We start from the raw sequence: 23163 nt of genomic DNA on the forward strand, positions 1-23163 counted from the left end.
CCGCATTGTTCGGAGCCGCGGGTCCATGCGGCTCCGAACAAACGCGCTTCAGGAAGCCGCCGCCAGGACGGCCTGTTCCACCTCTCGGCGCCAGCCTGGTTCGATGCGGCCGCTGCGGGGGGTCACCGCGAACGAGTCCACCACCGCTCCGCCCAGCGTCGATGCCTTTGCCCAGCGGACCTCCGCGTCGCACCTCCGCAACGCGCCCGCCACCCGGAACAGGAGGCCGATGCGGTCGGCCGCGCGCAGTTCCAGGACCACCGTGTCCGGGCCCGTTGCCTCGTCGTCGAACCACAGGACCTTCGGCGCCACCGAAGCCGCCGACGGGGAGCCGTAGTCGCGTTCCTTCGCCGCCAGGCGCTGGGTCAGGGGCAGGGTGCCCGCGACCGCCCGGGCGAACTGCTCGCGCAGCAGTGTCGCGTCCGGGAGGGAGCCGAACTTCGGGGACGCCGTGAACACGCCCGCGCGGCCGCCGTCGTGGCCGCGCAGGACCGCCGCGTGGACCTCCAGGGAATTCAGCGCCAGTACGCCCGCCGCCGGGGCCAGGAGTTCCGCGCGGGCCGGGACCGCCAGCAGGACCGTCACCACCTTGCCGTGGGAGCTGATGCGGATCTGGCCCGTGCCCGACGCCACCGCCGAAGCGACGAGTTCGCGTTGTTCGTCGTCCATCGGCGAAGGGGCCGTGAAACCCTTGCCGTGCAGCACTTCCTCACAGCCCGACACCAGTTCCGCGAGCAGGCGCGCCTTCCAGTCCGTCCACACGCCCGGGCCGGTGGCCAGCGAATCCGCCTGCGTCAACGCGTGCAGCAGCTCGACCAGCACGAGGTCGCTGTCCAGTGTCTTCACCACCCGCGCCACCGTGGCCGGCTCGCTGATGTCGCGCCGGGTCGCCGTGTGCGGCAGCAACAGGTGGTGGCGGACCATCGCCGACACCGTCGCGACGTCGGCCGGGCTGAGGCCGAGGCGGGTCGCGACCTGGGCGGAGATCTTGGCGCCCAGCTCCGAATGGTCGGCGTCGCGGCCCTTGCCGATGTCGTGCAGCAGCGCGCCGATCAGCAGCAGGTCCGGCCGCGCGACCGTGGTGGTCAGCTTGGCCGCCTCGACGCAGGTGCGCACGAGGTGGCGGTCGACCGTCCACTGGTGCACCGGCGAGCGCGGCGGCAGGTCGCGGACCGCGCCCCACTCGGGGAACAGCCGGGACCACAGGCCGGTCCGGTCGAGCGACTCGACCGCGTCGACCAGGCCCTCCCCCGCGCCCAGCAGCTCGACCAGCGCGTTCAACGCCTCCGCCGGCCACGGCGCGCGCAGCTCCGGCGCCGATTCCGCCAGCGCTTTCAACGTGCCGAGCGCGATCGGCTTCCCGGTGCGCGCCGACGCCGCGGCCACCCGCAGCAGCAGCGCCGGGTCCTTCGCCGGGACGGCGTCGCGGGCCAGCGCGACCTCGTTCCCGTGCAGCACCACGTTTTCCGCGAGCGGCGTCCGCGACGGACGGCGCCCGAAGCGCGTCTTCGGCGGCTCCACAGTGGACCGGAGAGCCACGTCCAGCGCGTACGCGATGGTGCGGCCCGCGCCGGACAGCTTGCGGGCCAGCGTGAACCGGTCGCCGAAGCCGAGTTCGGCGGCGACCAGCTCGGCCTCCGGCGCGGCCAGGACGTCCCGTTCGCGCCGGATCTCGCGCCGCAGCTCGGTGCGGACGTCGAGCAGGAGTTCCTTGGCCTCCAGCAGTTCTTCGCCCGGACGCGCGGTGAGCTGCGCCGCGGCCAGTGCTTCCAGGACGGCGAAGTCCCGCAGCCCGCCCCGGCCGTGCTTGAGGTCGGGTTCGGCGGACTGCGCGATCTCGCCGCTGCGGGCCCAGCGCTGCCGGACCGACGCCGTCATGTCCGGGATCTGCTTGCGCGCGGTGCGGCGCCACTGCTCGCGCGCCGCCGAAACCAGCCTGCCGCTCAGCTCGGCGTCCCCGGCGAGGTGCCGGGCGTCGAGCAGGCCCATCGCCACGCGAAGGTCCTCCGAAGCGACCTTCAGCGCTTCGCCGGGCGTGCGGACCGAGTGGTCCAGCCCGACTTTCGCGTCCCACAACGGGTACCAGAGCGCGTCCGCGATCTCGCCGACGCCGCTGTTGCCGTTGTGCACCAGCAGCAGGTCGAGATCGGAGAACGGCACCAGCTCCCGGCGGCCGAGCCCGCCCACGGCGACCAGCGCGACACCCGGTTCCGCGGTGTCGACGCCGGCCGCCGAGGCTCCCCTGCCCAGCCAGAACTCGTAGAGGTCGACCAGGGCCGCCCGCAGTGCGGACGCCCCCAGCCTCCCGTGCCTGCCCTCGAGCAAACGCTCGGTGGCCTTGACCAGTTCGCCCCCGTCGGCCATCCCCGTCGCCTTATAGGGCGTCCGTGCCGCGCTCGCCGGTGCGTACCCGGATGACCGTCTCGACCGGGGTCACCCACACCTTGCCGTCACCGATCTTGCCGGTGTGCGCGGCCGTGGTGATGGCCTCGAGGACCTTCTCCACGTTGGTGTCGTCGGTGACGACCTCGATCTTCAGCTTGGCCACGAAGTCCACCGAGTACTCCGCACCGCGGTAGACCTCGGTGTGGCCCTTCTGGCGGCCGTAACCCTGGACTTCGCTGACGGTCATGCCCAGGACGCCCAGCTGCTCCAGCGCGGAGCGGACGTCGTCGAGCGTGAACGGCTTCACAATCGCCGTGATGAGCTTCATGCCTTGCTCTCCTCGAGTTTCGCGGTGCCGGCGGCGGACTTGACCGGGATGATCGTCGGCTGGCCGAGGCCACCGCCCGAACCGGTGAAGTCGTACGCGCTCTCCGCGTGCTGGGCCTCGTCGATGCCGGTGACCTCGTCCTCGGTGCTGACGCGGAAGCCGCCGGCCTTCTTGATCACGAAGCCGATGATGAAGGACAGCACGAAGGAGTACGCGAGCACCGCGCCGGCGGCCAGCGCCTGGCGGCCCAGCTGGGTGAACCCGCCGCCGTAGAAGAGCCCGTCGGCGCCGAGGGAGTTGACGCTGGTGGTGCCGAAGAAGCCGATCAGCAGCGTGCCGACGATGCCGCCGACCAGGTGGACGCCGACGACGTCGAGCGAGTCGTCGAAGCCGAACTTGAACTTGAGCGAGATGGCGAGCGCGCACAGCACACCGGCGATGAGGCCGATCGCGATGGCGCCGATCGGGCTCACGAAACCGCACGCCGGGGTGATCGCGACCAGGCCGGCGACCGCGCCGGACGCGGCACCGAGGGTGGTCGGCTTGCCGAACTTCAGCTGCTCCACGACCAGCCAGCCGAGGACGGCGGCGGCGGTGGCGACGGTGGTGTTGGTGAACGCGACGGCGGCGAGGTCGTTGGCGGCCAGCGCCGAACCGGCGTTGAAGCCGTACCAGCCGAACCACAGCAGGGACGCGCCGAGCAGCACGAACGGCACGTTGTGCGGCCGGCCGGTGTCCTTCGGGAAGCCCTTGCGCTTGCCGAGCACGATGGCGAGGGCGAGGCCCGCGGCACCGGCGTTGATGTGGACCGCGGTACCCCCGGCGAAGTCGAGTGCCTTGAGGTTGTTGGCGATCCAGCCGCCGACGGAGTTCTCGCCGATGAAGCCGTTGAACGAGAACACCCAGTGCGCGACCGGGAAGTACACGATCGTCACCCAGACGACGACGAACAGCGTCCAGCCCCAGAACTTCGCGCGGTCGGCGATGGCGCCGGAGATCAGCGCGGGGGTGATGATCGCGAACATCAGCTGGAACATGACGAAGGCGAGGACGGGCAAGCCGTCCGAGCCGGGCCAGGCGACGGCCGGGCTGGTGTCGGTGGCGGCCGTCGCGAACCCGGCGAGCTTGCCGAAGGTGTTCTCGAGACCGGCGAAGTGGAAGTTACCCAGCAAACCGCCGAACGCGTCGTCGCCGAAGGACATCGTGAACCCGTAGAGGGCCCACAGCACCCCCACTACGGCCAGCGCGATGAAGTTCATCATCAGCATGTTCAAGACGCTCTTCGCGCGGACCATCCCGCCGTAGAAGAACGCCAGTCCTGGGGTCATGAGCATGACCAGCGCGGCGCTGGCCAGTACCCATGCGGTGTCTCCTGCGTTCAGCACATCGTCCTCCCGTGCCCTGGGTTCGTGCGTTGGCAGTTTTGGCGCGCGGTGTTTCACGGGGCGGCGCGAGAGGTTTCACCCGCGTGAACTGTCCGCGCCGGGTTGTTACGGACAGGTTTCCGGAGACCTGTGCTGAAGTGTCCGGTTGCTTTACGCCGTGGTCGAATAGCCCCATGACGGCGAGCGGCCCCGGTAATGACCCACTGCCACCCCGAGTGGTGGAGGCGTTGCGGTGTTCGGTCTGCGGTGACCTGATCGGGCTAGCCGATCGCACGCTGCGTTGCGGGAACCGCCACTCTTTCGATCTAGCGCGACAGGGTTACGTGAACTTGTTGCACGCGCGAATCCCAGCGGGGACGGCGGACACCGCGGAGATGGTCGCGGCCCGCGCGGACTTCCTCGCGTCGGGCGCTTACCGGGGCCTCGCCGACGAGCTGGCGCGGGCGTGCGCGGAGGCCGACGACCTCGTCGTCGACGCGGGCGCGGGCACCGGCTACTACCTGGCGCGGGTGCTGGACGCGTCCGGCGCGTTCGGCCTCGCGCTGGACGTCTCGGCGGCCGCGTTGAAACGGGCGGCCCGCGCCCACCCGCGGCTGGGCGCGGCGGTGTGGAACCTGTGGGAGCCGTGGCCGGTGGGCGACGAAGTGGCGTCGGTCGTGCTGAACGTCTTCGCGCCGCGCAACGGGCCGGAGTTCCACCGCGTGCTGCGCCCCGGCGGCCTGCTGGTCGTGGCCGCCCCGGCGCCGGACCACCTGCGCGAGCTGGGCGACCTGGTGCTGGCGGTCGACGAGCGCAAGGACGAGCGCCTGGACGGCACCCTTGGCGAGTACTTCGCGCGGACGGGCCGCACGGCGGTCCGCCAGGAGGTCGAGCTGTCCCCGGAGCAGGTGCGGCAGGTGGTCGGGATGGGGCCGGCGGGGTTCCACCTGGACCGCGGTGACCGCCGGGCGCGGCTGGCGGCGTTGAGCGAGCCGCAGGTCGTGACGGTGTCGTTCACGGTGTCGACCTACCGGCGTCTGGAAGGGTGAAGGGGTGAAGCCCGACTGGACCGCCCCCGCGACCCGGCTCGCGGACGCGGAGTGGGTCCGGGCCCGCATCGGCGGCGCGGCGAAGCTGTACGGGTGCGCGCGGCCGGAGGTGCTGGGCACGATCTGGTGGTACTCGCTCTCGTCGGTGCTCGTGGCGCCGGCTGTCGAGGGCCTGGTCGCCGGGAGGCTCGTGGATCCGTCGCTGGACGCCGTCGAGCTGGACCTCGTCGCCGACGGCCGGTTCCTCGGCGCGCGGTCCACCCGTGCGCTGGAGGGCGGCTTGCCCGAGCTGGGGGCGGCCTTCAAGGTCGCCCTCGGCACCGCGATCGGCACCATCGCCGCCGTCAGCGGGGCCCGGGAGCGCGCGCTGGGCGCCATCGCCACCGACTCGATCGGCAACCGGCTGCTCTGGACGTCCGATCCCGAGCGGGCGCTCACCCTGGCCGAGCCTTTGGTCGCGGCGATCGGGCTCGACCTGCCGAAGCCGCGGTTCGTGCGCGTCGGGCGCACCCCGGCCGTGCGGCGGGCGTCGTGCTGCCTCATCTATGAAGCAGGCAACCCGAAGTGCGTGAGCTGCCCGCGTCAGCCGCCCGCCGAGCGCGAAGCCCGCCTTCGCGCCGCGCTCAGTCGATGACGGCCAGCTCGAGCTTCGCCAGCCGGTCCGGGTCGGCGATGACGTCGATGCCCGTGATCCGGTCGTCCTCGACGCGGAACGCCAGGACCACCGCGAGCCGTCCCTCTCGGACCATGAGCAGGCCGGGCGCGCCGTCGACGAGGGCCAGCTCGCTCGCGCGGGCGCGTTCGGACGCCAGGATCGCGCCGCGGCGGACGCTCTCGACGCCCTGAAGCACGATCGGCGCCGGCGTCGGGCCCGCGAAGCGGTCGGCGTGCAGGACGACGTCCGGGTCGAGGAGGGCGAGCAGCGCCTCGAAGTCGCCGCCGCGGGACGCCGCCAGGAACGCTTCGACGACCTTGCGCCGCCGGGGCAGGCCCGCGTCCGCGGCGGTCCCGCCCTTGCTGTGTCGATCGTTACCAATCCGACCGGCAGTCACGGCGGAACCGGTGCCCGTGGCAGAGCCGGCGCCGGACCGTGTCCGCCTGCTTTCGGCCGGATTGGTAACGCGGCGGCGGGCGCGGCTCGCGAGCTGCCGGGTCGCGGCCGGCGTCTTGCCGAGCATCGGCGCGATCTCTTCGAACGGCACCGCGAACATGTCGTGGAGCACGAAGGCGACGCGTTCGGCCGGGCCCAGCGCGTCGAGGACGACCAGCAGCGCGAGCCCGACTTCGTCGGCCAGCTCGGCTTCCTGCGCGGGATCACGGCGCTCGTCGTCGGGCTCGGGCTGCCCGTCGAGCGGTTCTTCGGGGTGGTTGCGCCGGGACCGCAGCGCCGAGAGGCACACGCGCGCGACGACGGTGGTCAGCCACGCGGGGACGTTGTCGATCTCGGCGGCGTCGGTGCGGTGGAACCGCAGCCACGCCTCCTGGACGGCGTCGTCGGCCTCGGCGGCCGACCCCAGCATCCGGTAGGCGACCGCGCGCAACCGCGGCCGCTCCCGCTCGAACCGCTCGGTCAGCGCGTCCACTCTGTTCCTCTCACCCGGGGTCACAGGAGTAGACCCCGCGGCGGCGGGCGATGTGACCGGAACGGGAGTGAGCCCGGTCATACCCGGTGGACGGCCGGTGTCAGACCACGCAGAACTCGTTGCCCTCGGGGTCCGCCAGCACGAAGTGGTCGGGGCGCCCGTCCAGGGTGTGCTCCTGGAGCACCGTCGCACCCGCCGCGGTGAGGCGGGCGATCGCCTCGACGACCCGCTCCCAGCGCGTCTCCCAGGGCACCTCGCGGCCGCCGCCGGCGTGGACGTCCAGGTGGAGGCGGTTCTTCGCGACCTTGCTCTCGGGGACCTTGAGGAAGCTCATGCTCGGCAGGACGCCCTCGGGGTCGCTCAGGAACGCGCCGTCGTCCCACTCTTCCTCGGGTACGCCCTGCTGCTCGAACCACGCCTCCCAGCTCGCGCACCCCGGCGGGGGCGGACGCTCGATGTAGCCGAGGGCCACCGCCCAGAACTTCGCCAGCGCGCGGGGTTCCGCGCAGTCGATCGTCAGGCTCCAGCGCACCGTCACGGGGGAAGGGTAGCCCCGCGCAGGCGCCGGCACCGCGCGTGACGAGACCGCCGGTCGCCGGGACGGATAGCGCCCCCGCGAACCCGTGGGTAGCGTGCACACCGATGAGTGAACGCACCTGGGGTTTCCGCACCCGCGCCCTGCACGCGGGTGGTACCCCCGATCCCGCGACCGGGGCCCGGGCCGTGCCGATCTACCAGACCACCAGCTTCGTCTTCGAGGACGCGGCCGACGCCGCCAACCTCTTCGCGCTGCAGAAGTACGGGAACGTCTACAGCCGGATCGGGAACCCGACCGTCGCCGCCTTCGAGGAGCGGGTCGCCAGTCTCGAAGGGGCCATCGGCGGAGTCGCCACCGCGAGCGGGCAGGCCGCCGAGTTCCTCACCTTCAGCGCGCTCGCCGAGGCCGGTGACCACATCGTGTCCGCGAGCGGCCTCTACGGCGGCACCGTCACCCAGCTCACCGGGACGCTGCGGCGCTTCGGCGTCGAGACGACGTTCGTCAGCGGCGGGATCGACGACTACGCCGCCGCGATCACCGACCGGACGCGGCTGCTCTACACCGAGGTCATCGGCAACCCCGGTGGCGGCATCGCCGACCTCGCCGCGCTCGCCGACCTGGCGCACGCCCACGACATCCCGCTGGTCGTCGACGCCACGCTCGCCACGCCGTACCTGTGCCGCCCGATCGAGCACGGGGCCGACATCGTGCTGCACTCGGCGACGAAGTTCCTCGGGGGCCACGGGACGACGCTCGGCGGGATCGTCGTCGAGTCCGGGCAGTTCGACTGGGGCAACGGGAAGTTCCCGCGGATGACCGAGACCGTCGACAGCTACGGCGGCCTGAAGTACTGGGAGAACTTCGGCGAGTACGCGTTCTGCACCCGGCTGCGCGCCGAGCAGCTGCGGGACATCGGCGCGGTGCTCTCGCCGCACTCGGCTTTCCTGCTGCTGCAAGGGATCGAGACGCTGCCGCAGCGGATGGACGCGCACGTCGCCAACGCCCGCGCGATCGCCGAGCACCTCGAAGCCGACCCGCGCGTGGCCTGGGTGTCCTACGCCGGGCTGCCGTCGCACCCGCACCACGACCTCGCGAAGAAGTACCTGCCCGCCGGGCCGGGCGCGGTGTTCTCCTTCGGCATCGACGGCGGCCGCGCGGCCGGCGAGAAGTTCGTCGAGTCGGTCGAACTGCTGTCGCACCTGGCGAACGTCGGGGACGCGCGGTCGCTCGTCATCCACCCGGCGTCGACGACGCACGCGCAGCTGTCGGAAGAGCAGCTCGCGGCCGCGGGCGTCGGGCCGGACCTGATCCGGCTGTCGATCGGGCTGGAGGACGTCGGCGACCTCGTCTGGGACCTCGACCAGGCGCTGGGCAAGGCGGTGGCGGGATGACCCACGACGTCGGGGCCGTCGAGCGGCGCGCGATCCTGAACCGGACGAAGTCGGTGACGATCGTCGGCGCGTCCGCCAACCCGGCGCGGCCCAGCTACTTCGTCGCGACCTACCTGCTTTCCTCGACGCGGTACGAGGTCAACTTCGTCAACCCGCGCCTGGACACGCTGCTCGGGAAGCCGGTGTACGCGTCGCTCGAGGACGTCCCGGGCGAGCTGGACCTGATCAGCGTCTTCCGCAAGCACGACGACCTGCCGCAGGTGGCCGACGAGGTCGTCGACGCCGGCGCGCGGACGCTGTGGCTGCAACTCGGGTTGTGGCACGAGCCGGCCGCCGACCGGGCGCGGGAGGCCGGGCTCGACGTCGTGATGAACCGGTGCGTGAAGATCGAGCACGCGCGCTTCGCCGGCGGGCTGCACCTGGCCGGGTTCAACACCGGCGTGATCAGCTCGCGGCGGCAGTCGGCGCCTTAGGCGGCACGGGAAGAGAACGGGCGTTCCCGCTGTTGGCCCCGGTATGACTTTGGGGATCACGTTGTCCGGAGGCCCGACGGCACTCCTGGAGCTGGGCGGCGTCCGGCTGCTCACCGACCCGACCTTCGACGCGCCCGGCGACCACCCGGTCGGCGAGCGCGTGCTGGTCAAGACCGAGGATTCGGTGCTGTCCGAGGCTGCGGTCGGCGTGGTGGACGCCGTGCTGCTGTCGCACGACCAGCACCCCGACAACCTCGACGACCGCGGCCGCGCGTACCTCGCCACGGTGCCGTTGACGCTGATCACGCCCAGCGGGGCTGCGCGCCTCGGCGGCACGGCGCGGGGGCTGGCGCCGTGGGAGGAGACGCGGGTGGGGCCGCTGACCGTCACCGCCGTCCCGGCCCTGCACGGACCCGAAGGGGCTTCGCGGGTCACCGGGGACGTCACGGGCTTCGTGCTGACCGGCGACGGCCTCCCGACCGTGTACGTCAGCGGCGACAACGCCTCGGTCGACCTCGTGCGCGAGATCGCTTCGCGGTTCCGCGTCGACATCGCGGTGCTCTTCGCCGGCGCCGCCCGGACACGGTTCTTCGACGGCGCTCCCCTGACGCTGACCAGCGAGAACGCCGTCGAAGCCGCGAAGGTGCTCGGCGTGGCGAAGGTGGTCCCGCTGCACTTCCGCGGCTGGCAGCACTTCACCGAGGGCTCGGACGTGCTCCGGAAGGCCTTCGAGGCGGCCGGGCTGGCCGACCGGCTGGTGCTCCTCGAACCCGGCCAGCACGCGGCGGTCCGAGCCGGGTGAGCACGGGTCCGGCAGCGGGCCGTGAGAGGCTGGCGGCATGGCCAAACCGACGCCGCTGCAGTTCCGCAACCTCCTCGTCGCCCTGCTGGCGGCGGCGGGCTTCGTCTGGAGCGTCGTGACCGGCCTGCCGTGGTGGGTCAGTGCGATCGTCGGCTGCGCCTGCGTCCTCGCGCTGGCTTCGGCCTACCTCAACCGGCCCGGGGCGAACAGCTAGCGTGACCCCATGACGACGATCTGGGGCGTCCACAACGACCAGCCCCAACTGGGCCTGGTCGCGAACGGATTCGTGTCGATCGGCTGGGACGACCTCGGGGATCTCACCGATCTCAAGGACGATCGCGAGGACGCGAAAGAACGGGTCGCCCGGAAACGTCCGTACCTCAAGCCGGGCGCCATCCCGGTCACCGCCGGGACGCTGCTTTCCTTCCGGCACCGGATGCGGCCCGGGGATCTCGTGATCTACCCGTACAAGCCGGACAGCACGATCAACATCGGCCGCATCACGGGTGACTACTACTTCGCGAAGGACGCTCCCACGCACGCCAACCGGCGACCGGTGACCTGGCTGCGGACGAGCATCCCCCGCACGACGTTCTCCCAGAGCGCGCGCTACGAAATCGGCTCGGCCGTGACCGTGTTCCAGGTCAAGCAGCACAAGCAGGAGTTCCTCGACTTCCTCGACGGCGCGACTTCGGCCACGACCCCGTCAGTGGTCGAAGCCGAACCCGAAGCCGCCGCGGACGAAGCCGCGGATCAGCCCGATCCCGAACGGATCGAGACCTACACCCGCGACTTCATCATCGAGACCCTGATGACCAAGCTCGAGGGGATCGACTTCGAGCACTTCGTCGCCCACCTCCTCGGGGCCATGGGGTACCGGACCGAGGTGACGAGCCCTTCACGGGACGGCGGCTACGACATCCTGGCCTCGCACGACCCGCTCCTGCTGGAGCCGCCGATCGTCAAGGTGCAGTGCAAGCGCACGACCTCGTCGATCGGCCGCCCCGAGGTTCAGCAGCTGACCGGGACACTCGCGGCCGGCGGGTCCGAGCTCGGCTTGTTCGTCACACTGGGCAGCTATTCCGCCGACGCGCAGCACGAAGAACGGCACCGCCAGAACCTCCGCCTGATCAACGGCCGCCAGCTGGTCAAGCTGATCTTCGAGCACTACGACAAGTTCAGCCTCGAGTACAAGCGCCTTCTCCCGCTGCGGCCCGTCTACATCGTGGACAGCACTCTGAGCTAGCGCGTCTTCGAGAACCGCGCCTTCAGGTTCGTGCGGCCCGCCTCCGTGAGGCGGCCGAAGAGCCGCAGGCGGGCCAGGCCGCCGTCCGGATAGATGTCCAGGCGGGCTTCCGTCACCTCCGGGGCGTCCTTCACGGCGAAGCGGTGGCGGGTGTCCGGTTGCAGGCGCGTCTTCGGGAGCAGGTCCACCCACTCGCCGTACGTGTCGCGGCCGCTGACCGACGCCCAGCCCGGGGCGTTGCCCTTCAGATTGCTCGTGTCCAGTTCCGCGAAGCGGACGATGCCCGCGCCCGCCAGGCGCAGCGTCACCCAGTCGTTGCCGGCGTCGCGGCGGCGGGCCGTCTCCCAGCCCTCCGCCTGGTGGGCCGCCAGGCCCGGGGACAGCAGGTTGTTCGGCGACGAATAGAACTTGTTGCTGCAGCCCGTGACCACCGCACCGTTCTCCAGGGCCGCCAGGTCGAGCGCATCGAGATCGAGCAGGTCCGGGTCCGGGATCGGCAGGCCGTGGACGCGCAGGCGGGCGACGCCGCCGTCCGGGTGCTGCGTCAGGCGTACGTGCGTGTACCGGCGGGAACCGTTGATCGCGTAGAAGTTCTCCGTGTGGCCGGCCGCCGGGGCTCGGTCGACCAGGACGTCCCAGTCGGCCGACGCCAGCTCCGCCGCCGAGGGGTAGCCCGGGACCGAGGTCGCCTCCACCGAGACGTGCGGCGGGTAGTTTCCCTTGAAGAACGCCGTGTCCACGATGACGCCGGTGACCGTGCCCGCCAGGCCGAGCCGGAGGATCGCCTGGTCGTCGCCCGGTTCGCGGTGGCGGCGGGTTTCCCAGCCGTCGTAGACCTGGCCCTTGGGGCCGAACGTCTCCGCGCGGTGGGCCGGGACCCACGGGTTGACCAGGTTCTCCTTCTCGGCGAACAGCTCGTCGGTCGCCCACATCACGGTCCCGCCGAAGCGCCGGGACGCGAGGTCGGGCAGTTCTGTCCACTCAGGACGGTCGGACACCACAGCCTCCATTTCAGCAGTTCCCCCGGGTCAGCAGCGCGCCGTGCGGCGCGTCGCCCGTGATTTCGGTGCCCCGCAGCCACGTCGAGCGCACCACGCCGGCCAGCGGACGGCGGTCGTAGGCGCTCACCGGGTTGCGGTGCTTCAACTTCGCGACGTCGACGACGAACGCCTCGTCCGGCGCGAACACGCAGAAGTCGGCGTCGTAGCCCACCGCGAGGTGGCCCTTGCGGCGCATCCCGGCCTGCGCGGCCGGGCGCTCGGCCATCCAGCGGATGACGTCGGTGAGCGCGAACCCGCGCTGCCGCGCCTGCGTCCAGATCGCCGGCAGGCCCAGCTGCAGGCTGGAAATCCCGCCCCACGCCTCGCCGAAGTCGCCGCTGTCGAAGCGCTTCAGCTCCGGCGTGCACGGCGAGTGGTCGCTGACGATCGTGTCGATCACGCCGTCGGCGAGCCCCTGCCAGAGCCGCTCGCGGTTGGCCGCCTCGCGGATCGGCGGGCAGCACTTGAACTGCGTCGCGCCGTCGCGGATCTCCTCGGCGACGAAGCTCAGGTAGTGCGGGCACGTTTCCGCCGTCAGCGCCACGCCGTCACGACGGGCCGCGGCGATCAGCGGCAGGGCTTCCGAAGAGGACAGGTGCAGGATGTGCGCCCGTGCGGAAGTGCGGCGGGCCGCCTCGATCACGTGCGTGATCGCGAGGTTCTCCGCCTGCCGCGGCCGCGAGTGCAGGAAGTCGACATAACGACCGCCGTGCGGCTCCGGCGCCGCGCCGATCTCGTGCGCGTCCTCGGCGTGGACGATCATCAGCGCGTCGAAGGAACTCAGCTCCCGCAACGCTTCGTCGAGCCCGGCCGGGTCGAGCGGCGGGAACTCGTCGACGCCCGAGTGCAGCAGGAAGCACTTGAACCCGAACACGCCGGCGTCGTGCAGGCCGCGGAGATCCGTGACGTTGCCCGGGATCGCGCCACCCCAGAAGCCGACGTCGACGTGCACGCGCCCGGCGGCCGACTTGCGCTTGACCTCCAGCGCCGCCACGTCCACCGTCGGCGGCAGGCTGTTCAGCGGCATGTCCACGATCGTGGTCACCCCGCCCGCGGCGGCCGCGCGGGTCGCCGTTTCGAAGCCCTCCCACTCGGCGCGGCCGGGGTCGTTGACGTGGACGTGCGTGTCGACGAGTCCCGGCAGCAGCACGACGTCGCCGCCGAGGTCGAGGACGCGGTCGCCGGACAGCGAAGCGCCGCCAGGTTCGACCGCGACGATCCGGCCGCCGTCGACGCCGAGCGTCACGGGAACTTCGCCCTCGGCCGTCACGGCCCGTGCGGCGCGCACCACAAGATCCATCCGAAAGCCCTTCGCCGGGAGGATGAGCACCATCGATTCCACAGAACGGAAAGACGGTTTCGCACAACGACAGTAACCACGGCGCGCGCCGCTCGTCAACGACGGACGCGGCGCGTTACGGTCGACCCGTGCGGCTTGAAGCGGAGTTCACCAGCGAACCGTTCCACGGCGAAGGTTCGCCGCCCGAGCACGCCGTCGCCGCTCGCGACGCCGCCGCGGAAGCGGGGCTGGACACCGACTTCGGGCCGCTCGGCACCCTCGCCCGCGGCGAGGCGAAGGAGCTGCTCGAAGCCCTGCCATCGATCGCGAAGGCGGCCTTGGACGGCGGCGCCACCCGCGTCACGCTGCAGCTGCGCCGGGCCGACGACCCCGGGGGCGCGCCGGTCGTCGAGCTGAACGACGCCCTGGCCCGGCTGATCGCCGACGTCGAGCGCGAACTGGGCGCCAAGCTCGGCGAGCTCGACCGCGCGGGCAAGCAGCGCGCGGTCCGGCTGCTGCGTGAACGCGGGGCCTTCGGCCTGCGGAAATCGGTCTCGTCGGTGGCCGACGCGCTGGGCGTCACCCGGTTCACGGTCTACAACTACCTCAACCGGGAAGCCGACTGACCAGCGCTTTCAACAAAATGTTGACGGAACTCCGGGGCCGACGTACGGTCAGGCCGTGCTGCTCACCGAGTTCAACACCGCCGACGTCCGCCCGCTGCTGACCGAGTGCCTCGCCGTGCCCCGGTGGGTCGACGCCGTGCTGGCCGGGCGCCCGTACGCCGACGTCGACGCGCTCAAAGCCGCCGCCGGCTTGCCGTTGAGCAGCGACGAGATCCGGCAGGCGATGGCCGCGCACCCGCGGATCGGGGACAAGCCGGCGGACGGCTTCGCGCGCTCCGAACAGTCCGGTGTGGACAACCCGGACGCGTTCGCCGCCGCGAACGCCGAGTACGAAGCCAGGTTCGGGCACGTCTACCTCGTCTGCGCCAGCGGCCGCAGCGGCGCCGAGCTGCTGAAGATCCTGCGCGAGCGCCTGGACAACGACCCCGCGACCGAACTCGCCGTCGCCGGGCGCGAACTCCTCAAGATCGCCGAACTCCGACTCGCGAAAGCGGTGACCGCGTGAGCCTCGTGACCACCCACGTCCTCGACACGGCGAAGGGACGCCCCGCCCAGGGGATCGCCGTCCGCTTCGAGACCGCGGCAGGGAAGCCGATCGCCGACGGCCGCACCGACGACGACGGCCGCATCCGCGACCTCGGCCCGGAAACCCTCGAGCCCGGCGTCTACCGCCTGGTCTTCGACACCGGCGCCTACCTGGGCCCGGACGCGTTCTTCCCGGAGGTCGCGCTGACCTTCCGGATCCTCGACGGCACCGCGCACCACCACGTGCCGCTCCTGCTCAGCCCGTTCGCCCATTCGACCTACCGAGGGAGCTGACCGTGGCCATCACCCTGGGCCCCAACCAGTACGGCAAGGCGGAGGTCCGCCTGGTCACGGTGCGCCGCGACGGCCCCGTGCACCACCTGAAGGACCTCACCGTGTCGACGTCGCTGCGCGGTGAGCTGGCCGCGACGCACCTGACCGGCGACAACGCCGGCGTGCTCGCGACCGACACGCAGAAGAACACCGTGTACGCCTTCGCGAAGGAGGCGCCGGTCGGCGAGATCGAGGACTTCGGCCTGCGCCTGGCCCGCCACTTCGTCGGCACGCAGCAGAACATCACCGGCGCGCGGGTGAAGATCGACGAGCACGGCTGGGACCGGATCGCGGTCGGCGACGAGCCGCACGACCACGCGTTCAGCCGCTCGGGTGACGAGCGGCGCACGACGGCCGTGACGGTCCAGGGCGACCGCGCGTGGGTGGTGTCCGGCATCGACGGCCTGACGCTGCTCAAGTCCACCGGTTCGGAGTTCCACGGCTTCCCGCGCGACGAGTACACGACGCTCGCCGAGACCGAAGACCGCATCCTCGCCACCGCCGTCACGGCGAAGTGGCGCTACCAGGGCTTGGACGTCGACTGGGCGGAGAGCCACCGCGAGATCCGGCGCGTGCTGCTGGCGACGTTCGCGACGAAGCACAGCCTTTCCCTGCAGCAGACGCTGTACGCGATGGGGCAAGCGGTGCTGGAGACCCGCCAAGAGGTCGCCGAGGTCCGGCTGTCGCTGCCGAACAAGCACCACTTCCTGGTCGACCTGAGCCCGTTCGGGCTGAAGAACGACAACGAGGTGTTCTACGCCGCGGACCGGCCGTACGGCCTGATCGAGGGCACGATCCTGCGTGACGACGCCGAGGACCCCGGCCCGGCCTGGGACCTCCACTGAGCGGAGCTTTCGTAGGGAAAGTGCCGTCCCCGCACTTTCACGTGAAAGTGCGGTGGATAGATCGCTCTATCATGGGGGCGTGGCAGGGACCAAGGAACGCATCATGGCCGCCGGCGCGGAACTGTTCCGGCGCAACGGCTACACCGGCACCGGGCTCAAGCAGATCGTCTCGGAAGCGAACGCGCCCTTCGGGTCGCTCTACCACTTCTTCCCCGGCGGCAAGGAGCAGCTCGGCCAGGAGGTCATCCGCACCTCCGGGCTCGCCTACATCCAGCTCTTCGACCTCTTCATCGTGCCCGCGCCCGACCTGATCAGCGGGATCGAAGCCTTCTTCGCCGCCGGGATCGCGACGCTCGAAGCCACCGACTACGTCGAGGGCTGCCCGATCGCGACCGTCGCGCTGGAAGTCGCGAGCACCAACGAGCCGCTGCGCCAGGCCACCGCCGACGTCTTCACGGCGTGGATCGACGCCGGGACCGAGAAGTTCGCGAAGTTCGGCATCGGCACCGAAGCCGCCCGGACGTTGACGATCACCGCCGTCAACAACCTCGAAGGCGCGTTCGTGCTCTGCCGCTCGCTGCGCGACACCGAAGCGATGGCCGTGGCGGGCGCGGCGACCGTCGACGTCGCTCGCCGGCTCCTCAACGAGAACACACAACTTTAGTCGGGAATCCAACACGAATACTCAAGATGGCGCTTGACCGCACAGCAAGAGACACGGAAGCTGCTCTTCTCCTCCCCCACCGCTGTCGGTTGGAGCTGCCATGCGCCGTGTCCTCGCTGTCCTCGCCACCGCCGTAGCCGCCCTCGGAATCGTGTCCCCACCCGCCGACGCCCTCGAAAACGGCCTCGCGCGGACACCGCCGATGGGCTGGAACACCTGGAACACCTTCGAGTGCAACATCAACGAGACGCTGGTCAAGCAGACCACCGACCTGATGGTCAGCTCCGGGATGCGCGACCGCGGCTACACCTACGTCAACCTCGACGACTGCTGGATGACCCGCACCCGCGACAGCGCGGGCAAGCTCGTCGCCGACCCCGCGAAGTTCCCCAGCGGGCTCAAGGCGCTCGGCGACTACATCCACGCGCGCGGGATGAAGTTCGGCATCTACGAGAGCGCCGGCTCCGAGACCTGCCAGCACTACCCCGGCAGCCTCGGGCACGAGCAGACCGACGCGAACAGCTACGCGAGCTGGGGCGTCGACTACCTCAAGTACGACAACTGCGGCAGCCCGGCCGGGGAAAACCAGCAGGACTACGTCCGCCGCTACGCCGCGATGCGCGACGCGCTGAAGGCCACCGGCCGCCCGATCGCCTACAGCATCTGCGAATGGGGCAACTTCAGCCCGTCGACCTGGGCGCCGGACGTCGGCAACCTGTGGCGCACCACGGGTGACATCACGAACAACTGGGGCAGCATCGACTCGATCTACCGCCAGAACGTCGGTCTCGCGGCGGCCGCGAAACCCGGCGCCTGGAACGACCCGGACATGCTCGAAGTCGGCGACGGCATGGACTTCCAGGAGGACCGCGCCCACTTCACGCTCTGGGCCGCGATGGCCGCGCCGCTGATCGCGGGCGCCGACCTGCGCTCCGCCAGCGTCGCCACCTTCTCGACGTACCTGAACGGCGACGTCATCGCCGTCGACCAGGACTCCCTGGGCAAGCAGGCCCGGCGGATCTCGTCGTCCGGCGGCCTGGACGTCCTCGCGAAGCCGCTGGCAGACGGGGACGTGGCCGTGGTGCTGTTCAACGAAAACGGCGACACCCGCACGGTCTCGACGACGGCCGCCGCGGCCGGGCTGCCCGCCGCGTCGAGCTACCGGCTGACCAACCTGTGGTCGAAGGAGCTGACCACGAGCACCGGGACGATCAGCGCCGCGGTTCCTTCGCACAGCACGGTGATCTACCGCGTGAAGGCCGGCGCGTCCGGCTCGAGCACCGGCACCGCGCAGCCCCTGCAGGGCGCGTCGTCCTCGCGGTGCGTCGACATCAACGGCACCGTCACCACGCCCGGCACGAAGGTCGACATCCGGGACTGCGACGGCGGCGCGAACCAGTCCTGGACGTTCACGAGCGCCGGTGAGCTGAAGGCCGGCGGCCTGTGCCTGGACGCCGACGGCGGCACCAGCGCCGCCGGGACCAAGCTCATCGTCTGGACCTGCCACGGCGGCGCGAACCAGAAGTTCAAGCTCGCCGCGGACGGCTCGATCACCCAGGCCGGGCTCTGCGTCGACGTCACCGGCGGGGACAAGCCCGCCGGCAACGTCAACGGCGTCCAGCTCGAACTCTGGGGCTGCAACGACGACGCCAACCAGAACTGGTCGCTCAAGCGCTGATCAGGTGCCGGTGAGGTGCTCCGGCCGGACCGGGACGCGCGGGAGCGCGAGCCCGGTCGCGGCCCGGATCGCCGCGACGATCGCCGGGGTCGACGAGATCGTCGGCGGCTCGCCGACCCCGCGCAGGCCGTAGGGCGCGTGCGGGTCCGGGCGCTCCAGGACGTCGATGCTCATCGGCGGCACGTCCAGGACCGTCGGGATCAGGTAGTCGGTGAAGGAGGGGTTCCGGATCTTCCCGCCGGAGGTCTGGATCTCCTCCATCACCGCGAGCCCGAGCCCCTGCGCGGAACCGCCCTGGATCTGGCCCAGCACGGCCTGCGGGTTGAGCGCCTTGCCGACGTCCTGGGCGCAGTCGAGCGCGACCACCTTGACCAGGCCCAGCTCGACGTCGACGTCGACGACCGCCCGGTGCGCGGCGAACGCGTACTGCACGTGCGCGGTGCCCTGCCCGGTTTCCGGGTCCAGCGCGGTCGTCGGCCGGTGCCGCCACTCCACCGTTTCGTCGTAGACGTCGTCGCCGAGGACGTCCGCCAGGTCGGCGAGCACCTGGCCGTCGGCCGCGACGAGCTTGCCGCCGACCACGCGCACCCGCTGGTCGAACCGCGACAGCAGCTTCGCGCGCACCGCGCCGCAGGCGGCCTGGACCGCACCGCCGGTGACGTAGGTCTGGCGTGACGCCGACGTGGAGCCGCCGTTGCCGATCGAGGTGTCCATCGGCAGGATCGTCACCTGGTCGACGCCCAGTTCGGTCCGGACGATCTGCTGCATGATCGTGACGAGCCCCTGGCCGACCTCGCAGGCCGCGGTGTGCACGGTCGCCGCGGGCTCGCCGCCGACGAGCTGCAGGCGCACGCGGGCCGTCGAGTAGTCGTCGAAGCCCTCGGAGAAGCAGACGTTCTTGATCCCGACGGCGTAGCCGACCCCGCGGACGACGCCTTCGCCGTGCGTGGTGTTCGAGACCCCGCCCGGCAGGTGCCGCAGGTCGAAGGGCCGCTCGGGCGGCATCGGCTTGTCCCGCACCAGTCCCAGCAGCTCGGCGACCGGGGCCGCCGAGTCGACGGTCTGGCCGGTCGGCATCAGGTCGCCCTCGCTCATCGCGTTGCGGACGCGGATCTCGACCGGGTCCAGGCCGCAGGCGGCCGCGAGCTTGTCCATCTGGGACTCGTAGCCGAACGCCGCCTGCACCGCGCCGAACCCGCGCATCGCACCGCACGGCGGGTTGTTCGTGTACGTACCCCAGCAGTCGATCGAGACACTGTCCACTTTGTACGGCCCGGCGCCGAGGGTGGCGGCGTTCGCGACCACCGCGCCGGTCGAGGACGCGTACGCGCCGCCGTCGAGGTAGAGCCGCGTGCGCACGTACACGAGCCGGCCGTCGCGGGTGGCGCCGTGCTCGTAGTACATCTTCGCCGGGTGGCGGTGGACGTGGCCGTAGAACGACTCTTCGCGGTTGTAGACCATCTTCACCGGCTTGCCGGTGTGCAGGGCGAGCAGGCACGCGTGGACCTGCATCGACAGGTCTTCGCGGCCGCCGAACGCGCCCCCGACACCGCCGAGCGTGAGCCGCACCTTCTCGACCGGCAGGCCCAGCGCGACCACGATCTGCTGCTGGTCGACGTGCAGCCACTGCGTCGCGACGTACAGGTCGACGCCGCCTTCGGTGTCCGGTACGGCGAGGCCGGACTCCGGCCCGAGGAACGCCTGGTCCTGCATGCCGACCTCGTAGACGCCGGAGACGACGACGTCGGCGGCCAGGTCCTGTGGCCCGCGGCGGATCTTCACGTGCCGCACGACGTTGCCGCCGTCGTGCAGCGAAGCGCCTTCGCCCGCGACAGCCGCTTCGGAGTCCGTCACCGGCTCCAGCTCTTCGTAGGAGACGGCGATCCGCTTCATCGCGCGGCGCGCGGTCTCCGGGTGGTCGGCGGCGACCAGCGCGACCGGTTCACCCTGGTAGCGCACGACGTCGGAAGCGAGCACCGGCTGGTCGGAGTGCTCCAGGCCGTACCGGTTGACGCCGGGGACGTCCTCGTGGGTGAGCACCGCGTAGACGCCGGGCACGGTCAAGGCGTCGGTGATGTCGATCGCGGTGATCCGCGCGTACGGGTGCGGGCTGCGCAACGTCACGCCCCACACCATGTCCTCGTGCCAGAGGTCCGAAGAGTAGGCGAATTCGCCGCGGACCTTGACCGTGCCGTCGGGGCGCCGCGGCGACGTGCCGACGCCGTCGACCTCCTGCGTGCTGACGGTGGTGGTCATCCGGCCTCCCTCAACCGGGCGCTCGCGGCCGCCAGCTCGCGGGCGATCGCGGACTCGTCGGCTTCGCGCAGGGTGGCGTCCTCGACGATCGCCTTGCCGCCGACGAACAGCCGGCGCAGCGGCGGCGTCGTGCCGAGCACCAGCGCCGCGACCGGGTCGGCGATGCCCGCGTGGTTCAGGCCGGTCAGGTCCCAGACGGCGAGGTCCGCGAGCTTGCCGGGTTCGATCGAGCCGAGATCCGCCGCGCGGCCCAGGCAGCGGGCGCCGCCCATCGTGCCCATCCACAGCGCTTCCCGCGTGGTCAGGCCGCGGGGCCCGCCGCGCTGGCGGGCCTGCAGGAGCGCCTGGTGCAGCTCCTCAGCGAGGCCGCCGGACTCGCTGGACGCGGCCCCGTCGACGCCGAGACCGACCGCCACGCCCGCGTCGAGCAGGTCGCGGACCGGGGCGATGCCGGCGCCGAGCCGGCCGTTGGACGTCGGGCAGTGCGCCGAGCCGGTGCCGGTCGCGCCGAAGCGGCGGATCGCGTCGGGCGCGAGGTGGACGGTGTGCGCGAGCCAGACGTCGTCGGCGAGCCAGCCCAGCTTGTCGGCGTACTCGGCGGGCGTGCAGCCGACTTCGGCGAGGCACTGCTTTTCTTCGTCGAGCGTCTCGGCGAGGTGCGTGTGCAGCCGGACGCCCTTGCGCCGCGCCAGCTCGGCCGCGCCGGACATCAGCCGTTCGGTGACCGAGAACGGCGAGCACGGGCCGACGGCGATCTGCAGGTGGGAGCCGGGCGAGTCGTCGTGGAAGCGGCCGATCGCGGCTTCGGTGCCGGTCAGCGCGTCCTCGGTCGTCTCGACGAGGTTGTCCGGCGGCAGGCCGCCGTCGGACTCGCCGCGGTCCATCGACCCGCGCACGACGTGCAGCCGGACGCCGATCCGCTGGCGGGCCGCGGCCAGCGCCGTGACCTGGTCGCCGCCGTCGCGCGGGAAGACGTAGTGGTGGTCGGCGACGGTGGTGCAGCCGGTCAGCGCCAGGCGCGCCATCCCGGCGGTGCCGGCGGCGTGGGTGATCTCGTCGTCCAGGCGGCCCCAGACCGGGTAGAGCGCGACCAGCCACTCGAAGAGCGTGTGGTCGGCGGCCAGGCCGCGGGTCGCCCACTGGTAGAGGTGGTGGTGGGTGTTGATCAGGCCGGGCGTGACCAGGCAGCCGGCGGCGTCGACGCGCTCGTCGAACTCGCCGGTGTAGACGCCCTCGCCGACTTCGGCGATCCGGTCGTTCTCGACGACGACGTGGCCGGAGGCGTACTCGGGGCCGGAGACGGTGGCGATCGCCGCGTTCGCGATGAGGGTCTTCACGCGACACCACCCTTCGCCACCGCGCGCACCGCGTCCAGGATCTTTTCGTAGCCGGTGCAGCGGCAGAGGTTGCCGGCGAGCGCTTCGCGGATCTCCTCGTCGCTCGGGTCGGGGACGCGGTTCAGCAGGTCGTGCGCGGCGACGACCAGGCCAGGAGTGCAGAAGCCGCACTGCACGGCGCCGTTGTCCACAAAGGACTGCTGGAGCGGGTCGAGGGTGTCGCCGTCGGCCAGTCCCTCGACCGTGCGGACCACGCGGCCCTCGGCCTGCCCGGCCGCGACCAGGCAGGCGCACACCGGCACTTCGTCGAGGTAGACCGTGCAGGAGCCGCATTCGCCCTGCTCGCAGGCGTTCTTCGAGCCCGGGAGGCCGAGCCGCTCGCGCAGCACGTAAAGCAGGCTTTCGCCCTCCCAGACGTCGTCCGCCTGGCGGTCTTCGCCGTTGATCGTGACATTCAGGCGCATGCGCGCTCCCCCGTCCGGTGGTCGTCCCAGGCCCAGGTCAACGTACGCCTCGCCAGTACCCCCAGCGCGTGCTTCCGATACGCGGCGCTGCCGCGGACGTCGTCGATCGGCGACGTCGCTTCGGCGACGAGCTCGCCGAAGCGGCGCTTCAGGGAGTCGGGCAGCGCCTCGGCCGAGCCCCACGGCAGTTCGGCGGCCAGGAACTCTTCGGCCGCCTTCGCCCGGCGTGGCGTGGGTGCGGCGGACCCGATGGCCGCGCCCGCCACGCCGTCCCGCAGGGCGAGCGCGAAGGAGCAGACCGCGATGACCATGGCGTTGCGCGTGCCGACCTTGGCGAACTGCTGCGGCCCGGCGTGCGCGGGCAGGTGGACGGCGGTGATCAGCTCGTCCTCGGCCAGCGCGTGGCGTTTCACTCCGACGTAGAAATCCTCCGCGCGGAGGAGCCGGGTCCCCCGGACGGAGGCCACCTCGATCCGGGCGTCGAGGGCCAGCAGCACCGGATGGGTGTCCCCGGCGGGCGACGCGGCGCCGAGGTTGCCGCCGACCGTGCCGCGGTTGCGGATCTGCGGCGAGCCGACCGTGCGGGACGCCATGGCCAGCGCGGGGACGGATTCACCCACTTCGGCGATCACGCGGGTGTACGGGACGCCGGCACCCAGCCGGACGGTGCCGTCCGATGTGGACCACTCCGTCAGCTCGGGCACCGTGGTCAGGTCCAGCAGGGCTTCGGGACGCCGGTGGTCGAAGTTCAGCTCGACCATGACGTCGGTGCCGCCGGCGATCGGCACGGCGTCCGGCCGCTCCGCCTTGACGGCGAGGGCCTCGGCGAGCGTCGTGGGACGCAGGAACTCCACTCGTGCTCCTTCGGTGAGGGCGATAGACCAGTAGACGCCCAACGAGGAGCGGGCGGCAACGGCACAGCGCATGAAACGCACAGGAGCGGACCGGGGCGCGTTT

The 23163-nt window shown here is 71.6% G+C and carries 24 protein-coding genes; 13 read left to right on the forward strand and 11 right to left on the reverse strand.

What is annotated here, in order from left to right:
- Positions 1-48 precede the first annotated feature (48 nt).
- The 3 genes from ACLJQM_RS42700 to ACLJQM_RS42710 are packed head-to-tail and all read right to left on the reverse strand — an operon-like array spanning position 49 to position 4098.
- Positions 49-2364, reverse strand: a complete 2316-nt coding sequence (locus ACLJQM_RS42700) for a [protein-PII] uridylyltransferase (RefSeq protein WP_410636019.1) — start codon at positions 2362-2364, stop codon at positions 49-51.
- A 10-nt stretch (positions 2365-2374) separates the two neighbouring features.
- Positions 2375-2713 carry a P-II family nitrogen regulator gene (locus ACLJQM_RS42705; RefSeq protein WP_086677886.1) on the reverse strand — a complete coding sequence of 113 codons (339 nt, stop codon included), beginning with the start codon at positions 2711-2713 and terminating at the stop codon, positions 2375-2377.
- Positions 2710-4098, reverse strand: a complete 1389-nt coding sequence (locus ACLJQM_RS42710) for an ammonium transporter (RefSeq protein WP_247013013.1) — start codon at positions 4096-4098, stop codon at positions 2710-2712. Before ACLJQM_RS42710 ends, ACLJQM_RS42705 begins: the two co-directional genes overlap by 4 nt.
- Before the next feature lie 173 nt (positions 4099-4271).
- Here ACLJQM_RS42710 and ACLJQM_RS42715 point away from each other — a divergent pair, with 173 nt between their 5' ends.
- Positions 4272-5126, forward strand: a complete 855-nt coding sequence (locus tag ACLJQM_RS42715) for a putative RNA methyltransferase (RefSeq protein ID WP_410636022.1) — start codon at positions 4272-4274, stop codon at positions 5124-5126.
- Between the two features lie 4 nt (positions 5127-5130).
- Positions 5131-5760: a (2Fe-2S)-binding protein gene (locus ACLJQM_RS42720; protein WP_410636023.1), complete on the forward strand. Its 630-nt coding sequence runs from the start codon at positions 5131-5133 to the stop codon at positions 5758-5760.
- On the opposite strand, the gene ACLJQM_RS42725 is transcribed toward ACLJQM_RS42720, so the two are convergent.
- Together ACLJQM_RS42725 and ACLJQM_RS42730 are read right to left on the reverse strand one after the other, a co-directional pair.
- Positions 5750-6709, reverse strand: coding sequence for a sigma-70 family RNA polymerase sigma factor (locus ACLJQM_RS42725; protein ID WP_410636025.1), 960 nt, complete (start codon positions 6707-6709; stop codon positions 5750-5752). The two genes, ACLJQM_RS42720 and ACLJQM_RS42725, sit on opposite strands and share 11 nt — an antisense overlap.
- 100 nt (positions 6710-6809) lie before the next feature.
- Positions 6810-7247: a VOC family protein gene (locus ACLJQM_RS42730; RefSeq protein WP_360783905.1), complete on the reverse strand. Its 438-nt coding sequence runs from the start codon at positions 7245-7247 to the stop codon at positions 6810-6812.
- Between the two features lie 104 nt (positions 7248-7351).
- Here ACLJQM_RS42730 and ACLJQM_RS42735 point away from each other — a divergent pair, with 104 nt between their 5' ends.
- From ACLJQM_RS42735 to ACLJQM_RS42755, 5 genes are read left to right on the forward strand one after another with little or no spacing between them, the layout of a single operon-like run.
- The gene (locus ACLJQM_RS42735) at positions 7352-8638 is read left to right on the forward strand and encodes an O-acetylhomoserine aminocarboxypropyltransferase/cysteine synthase family protein (RefSeq protein ID WP_410636027.1); all 1287 of its coding nucleotides are present in this window, start codon (positions 7352-7354) and stop codon (positions 8636-8638) included.
- Positions 8635-9111 (forward strand): CoA-binding protein, encoded by a 477-nt coding sequence (locus ACLJQM_RS42740; protein ID WP_360783891.1) that lies wholly within the window; start codon positions 8635-8637, stop codon positions 9109-9111. The genes ACLJQM_RS42735 and ACLJQM_RS42740 overlap by 4 nt, the downstream gene beginning before the upstream one ends.
- Before the next feature lie 43 nt (positions 9112-9154).
- Complete coding sequence (locus tag ACLJQM_RS42745) at positions 9155-9913, forward strand: MBL fold metallo-hydrolase (RefSeq protein ID WP_410636028.1); 759 nt, start codon at positions 9155-9157, stop codon at positions 9911-9913.
- Between the two features lie 37 nt (positions 9914-9950).
- Positions 9951-10127: a hypothetical protein gene (locus ACLJQM_RS42750; protein ID WP_360783886.1), complete on the forward strand. Its 177-nt coding sequence runs from the start codon at positions 9951-9953 to the stop codon at positions 10125-10127.
- Between the two features lie 9 nt (positions 10128-10136).
- The gene (locus tag ACLJQM_RS42755; RefSeq protein WP_410636029.1) at positions 10137-11159 is read left to right on the forward strand and encodes a restriction endonuclease; all 1023 of its coding nucleotides are present in this window, start codon (positions 10137-10139) and stop codon (positions 11157-11159) included.
- Here the strand turns inward: ACLJQM_RS42755 and alc are convergent.
- Both alc and allB read right to left on the reverse strand, forming a co-directional pair.
- Positions 11156-12169 carry an allantoicase gene (gene alc, locus ACLJQM_RS42760; RefSeq protein ID WP_360783881.1) on the reverse strand — a complete coding sequence of 338 codons (1014 nt, stop codon included), beginning with the start codon at positions 12167-12169 and terminating at the stop codon, positions 11156-11158. The two genes, ACLJQM_RS42755 and alc, sit on opposite strands and share 4 nt — an antisense overlap.
- 1 nt (position 12170) lies before the next feature.
- Entirely contained in the window at positions 12171-13499 is a 1329-nt protein-coding gene (gene allB, locus ACLJQM_RS42765; RefSeq protein ID WP_410636030.1) for an allantoinase AllB, read from the reverse strand.
- Between the two features lie 128 nt (positions 13500-13627).
- Here allB and ACLJQM_RS42770 point away from each other — a divergent pair, with 128 nt between their 5' ends.
- From ACLJQM_RS42770 to ACLJQM_RS42795, 6 genes are all read left to right on the forward strand, one after another.
- Complete coding sequence (locus tag ACLJQM_RS42770) at positions 13628-14104, forward strand: helix-turn-helix domain-containing protein (protein WP_247013051.1); 477 nt, start codon at positions 13628-13630, stop codon at positions 14102-14104.
- Positions 14105-14159: 55 nt separating this feature from the next.
- Positions 14160-14609, forward strand: a complete 450-nt coding sequence (locus ACLJQM_RS42775; protein ID WP_410636031.1) for a 2-oxo-4-hydroxy-4-carboxy-5-ureidoimidazoline decarboxylase — start codon at positions 14160-14162, stop codon at positions 14607-14609.
- The gene (gene uraH / locus ACLJQM_RS42780; protein ID WP_410636032.1) at positions 14606-14923 is read left to right on the forward strand and encodes a hydroxyisourate hydrolase; all 318 of its coding nucleotides are present in this window, start codon (positions 14606-14608) and stop codon (positions 14921-14923) included. The genes ACLJQM_RS42775 and uraH overlap by 4 nt, the downstream gene beginning before the upstream one ends.
- 2 nt (positions 14924-14925) lie before the next feature.
- Positions 14926-15807 carry a factor-independent urate hydroxylase gene (pucL, locus tag ACLJQM_RS42785; protein WP_410636034.1) on the forward strand — a complete coding sequence of 294 codons (882 nt, stop codon included), beginning with the start codon at positions 14926-14928 and terminating at the stop codon, positions 15805-15807.
- A 103-nt stretch (positions 15808-15910) separates the two neighbouring features.
- On the forward strand, positions 15911-16471 hold the full coding sequence (locus tag ACLJQM_RS42790) for a TetR/AcrR family transcriptional regulator (RefSeq protein WP_247025251.1): 561 nt from the start codon (positions 15911-15913) through the stop codon (positions 16469-16471).
- Positions 16472-16571: 100 nt separating this feature from the next.
- Positions 16572-18149 (forward strand): glycoside hydrolase family 27 protein, encoded by a 1578-nt coding sequence (locus ACLJQM_RS42795; protein ID WP_410636035.1) that lies wholly within the window; start codon positions 16572-16574, stop codon positions 18147-18149.
- On the opposite strand, the gene pucD is transcribed toward ACLJQM_RS42795, so the two are convergent.
- From pucD to ACLJQM_RS42815, 4 genes are read right to left on the reverse strand one after another with little or no spacing between them, the layout of a single operon-like run.
- On the reverse strand, positions 18150-20405 hold the full coding sequence (gene pucD, locus ACLJQM_RS42800; RefSeq protein ID WP_410636036.1) for a xanthine dehydrogenase subunit D: 2256 nt from the start codon (positions 20403-20405) through the stop codon (positions 18150-18152). It abuts the gene before it with no gap.
- Positions 20402-21742 (reverse strand): 8-oxoguanine deaminase, encoded by a 1341-nt coding sequence (locus tag ACLJQM_RS42805; protein ID WP_410636037.1) that lies wholly within the window; start codon positions 21740-21742, stop codon positions 20402-20404. Before ACLJQM_RS42805 ends, pucD begins: the two co-directional genes overlap by 4 nt.
- A complete protein-coding gene (locus tag ACLJQM_RS42810) occupies positions 21739-22206 on the reverse strand; it encodes a (2Fe-2S)-binding protein (protein WP_247013065.1) in 468 nt (155 codons plus the stop codon). The genes ACLJQM_RS42805 and ACLJQM_RS42810 overlap by 4 nt, the downstream gene beginning before the upstream one ends.
- Positions 22197-23060, reverse strand: coding sequence for an FAD binding domain-containing protein (locus tag ACLJQM_RS42815; protein WP_410636039.1), 864 nt, complete (start codon positions 23058-23060; stop codon positions 22197-22199). Before ACLJQM_RS42815 ends, ACLJQM_RS42810 begins: the two co-directional genes overlap by 10 nt.
- Positions 23061-23163 lie beyond the last annotated feature (103 nt).

It is taken from the genome of Amycolatopsis sp. cmx-4-83 (genome assembly GCF_046548815.1).
In the GTDB taxonomy this organism is placed as follows: Bacteria; Actinomycetota; Actinomycetes; order Mycobacteriales; family Pseudonocardiaceae; genus Amycolatopsis; species Amycolatopsis pretoriensis_A.

Coding starts and splice junctions, on each gene's coding strand:
- ACLJQM_RS42745 (WP_410636028.1), top strand. CDS start 9,155: ATGACTTTGGGGATCACGTTGTCCGGAGGCCCGACGGCACTCCTGGAG.
- alc (WP_360783881.1), bottom strand. CDS start 12,169: ATGGAGGCTGTGGTGTCCGACCGTCCTGAGTGGACAGAACTGCCCGAC.
- ACLJQM_RS42700 (WP_410636019.1), bottom strand. CDS start 2,364: ATGGCCGACGGGGGCGAACTGGTCAAGGCCACCGAGCGTTTGCTCGAG.
- ACLJQM_RS42740 (WP_360783891.1), top strand. CDS start 8,635: ATGACCCACGACGTCGGGGCCGTCGAGCGGCGCGCGATCCTGAACCGG.
- allB (WP_410636030.1), bottom strand. CDS start 13,499: ATGGATCTTGTGGTGCGCGCCGCACGGGCCGTGACGGCCGAGGGCGAA.
- ACLJQM_RS42715 (WP_410636022.1), top strand. CDS start 4,272: ATGACGGCGAGCGGCCCCGGTAATGACCCACTGCCACCCCGAGTGGTG.
- ACLJQM_RS42750 (WP_360783886.1), top strand. CDS start 9,951: ATGGCCAAACCGACGCCGCTGCAGTTCCGCAACCTCCTCGTCGCCCTG.
- pucD (WP_410636036.1), bottom strand. CDS start 20,405: ATGACCACCACCGTCAGCACGCAGGAGGTCGACGGCGTCGGCACGTCG.
- ACLJQM_RS42795 (WP_410636035.1), top strand. CDS start 16,572: ATGCGCCGTGTCCTCGCTGTCCTCGCCACCGCCGTAGCCGCCCTCGGA.
- ACLJQM_RS42755 (WP_410636029.1), top strand. CDS start 10,137: ATGACGACGATCTGGGGCGTCCACAACGACCAGCCCCAACTGGGCCTG.
- ACLJQM_RS42705 (WP_086677886.1), bottom strand. CDS start 2,713: ATGAAGCTCATCACGGCGATTGTGAAGCCGTTCACGCTCGACGACGTC.
- ACLJQM_RS42790 (WP_247025251.1), top strand. CDS start 15,911: ATGGCCGCCGGCGCGGAACTGTTCCGGCGCAACGGCTACACCGGCACC.
- ACLJQM_RS42735 (WP_410636027.1), top strand. CDS start 7,352: ATGAGTGAACGCACCTGGGGTTTCCGCACCCGCGCCCTGCACGCGGGT.
- ACLJQM_RS42810 (WP_247013065.1), bottom strand. CDS start 22,206: ATGCGCCTGAATGTCACGATCAACGGCGAAGACCGCCAGGCGGACGAC.